Raw genomic sequence first — 1746 nt, forward strand, 5'->3', positions numbered from 1 at the left:
CGTTCCTCACAAAAGCAACGTCGCGACTCGGATGTCAATGATGAAGGCCTGCGTTTTGATGAGACAGTGCCGCAACAGATTATTGATATACCTGCGCCAGAATTACAGGGGGCGGATGCCGACCAGTATGAATTAGTGGATACCAAAGAAACCTGTCGCTTAGCACAACAGCCTGGCAGTTATGTGGTATTGAGATTCCGTCGACAGGTCGTGCGTCATAAAACCACGCAAACCATTAAGGAGACGCCTGCCCCCACCAATGTGCTGGAAGGCTGTTACTGCGATGTCTCACTGCTCGCCGGACTGATGGTTGATAAAGCGGTGTATCACTTACCGCTTCACCGCCAACATCAACGGATGCTGGATAGCGGTATTACCCTTAGCCGGGCCACCTTAATCAACTGGATACAAAAAGGCATTGAGCTGCTTCGACCCATCGCCAAAGCCCAGTGGCAACACATTCTGCAAAGTAAAATACTGGCCATGGATGAAGTGCCTATTAAAGCAGGTCGCACTAAAGGCGCTGGCCGAAAACCCGGACACATGAAACAAACCTACTTCTGGCCCCTGTACGGTGACAGTGATGAAGTGGCGTTTACTTGGAGTAACAGCCGGGGAATGTTGCATGCCCAAGCACAGTTACAGGACTTTACCGGTACCTTGCTCACCGATGGCTATGCCGCTTACACCAAAACGGTAGCGCAGATAAACCAACAAGAACAACAGATTGTGCACGCAGCCTGTTGGGTACACATGCGCAGGGGCTTTGAAAAAGCCCTCGACAGTGAGCCGCACACCGCGCAACAGGCACTGGATATCATCGCCACGCTTTACCGGCATGAAAAACACATCAGGCATAAACAATTAGACCTAGCCGATATCCATGCTTACCGGAAACAACACAGCGAGCCACTCGTTACCGACTTCTTCCGGTGGGTCTATCAACAGCGACAACGCACTGATTTACTGCCCAAATCTCCCTTCGCCAAGGCACTCCATTATGCGCATGAGCGAGAAAGCCAACTCAAAGTGTTCCTGGGTAACCCCGCCTTACCCATGGATACCAATCATCTTGAGCGGGCACTGCGTGTTATTCCCATGGGGAGAAAAAACTATTTGTTCTGCTGGTCTGAACTTGGCGCTGAACAACTGGGCATACTGCAAAGCCTGATGGTGACTTGCCGCCTGCAAGGCGTTAATCCCTACCATTATCTGGTGGATGTATTACAACGCGTGGCATTACATCCGGCCAGGGACGTAATCGACCTCACGCCGCGGCTCTGGAAACAAAAATACAATCAAAACAGGTTAGTCAGCGATGTCAAAATACTCACTTCCCAACACTAAAATCTCAGCCACAATTATGGAGTTCGGTAAAGGAGTGTTAAATGCACTCCCTGCTGATTACAGCCAGGCAGAAATGGAAGATGCTATGCTGACGATAATAACCGTGTGGAATGCCATTGTATTGGACACTTGGCACAACACAGACAAAAATGAAAAAATGGTGCTTGATGCACTCTCTCAAGCGCCTAAAGAAGGACAACTTCAAGTAAAACGATTGATAAAAAGAAAGAAGACCAAGTTTAGCGATGATATCCGCGCGGTTGGAGATCACTGGATAAGAGAAGAGCAAGGGGACTTTATCTTCGGCTGTGAAGCACGGTTAGATATAGAACGCATCTCCTTAAACGAAGATAGCCTCAAACACTAAACGAATCACAACGGTCTATATTGATCGCTTAC

The 1746-nt window shown here is 48.8% G+C and carries 2 protein-coding genes; both read left to right on the forward strand.

The window, feature by feature from the left end:
• Window positions 1-1347, forward strand: a 1347-nt coding sequence (gene tnpC / locus JKP77_RS22055; protein ID WP_218313327.1) for an IS66 family transposase, incomplete at its 5' end; no start/stop codon positions are given.
• Window positions 1319-1714, forward strand: a complete 396-nt coding sequence (locus JKP77_RS22060; RefSeq protein WP_012516872.1) for a hypothetical protein — start codon at window positions 1319-1321, stop codon at window positions 1712-1714. The genes tnpC and JKP77_RS22060, both read left to right, overlap by 29 nt.
• Window positions 1715-1746 lie beyond the last annotated feature (32 nt).

The organism is Alteromonas antoniana (genome assembly GCF_019249295.1).
Lineage (GTDB): Bacteria > Pseudomonadota > Gammaproteobacteria > Enterobacterales > Alteromonadaceae > Alteromonas > Alteromonas antoniana.

Coding starts and splice junctions, on each gene's coding strand:
- JKP77_RS22060 (WP_012516872.1), top strand. CDS start 1,319: ATGTCAAAATACTCACTTCCCAACACTAAAATCTCAGCCACAATTATG.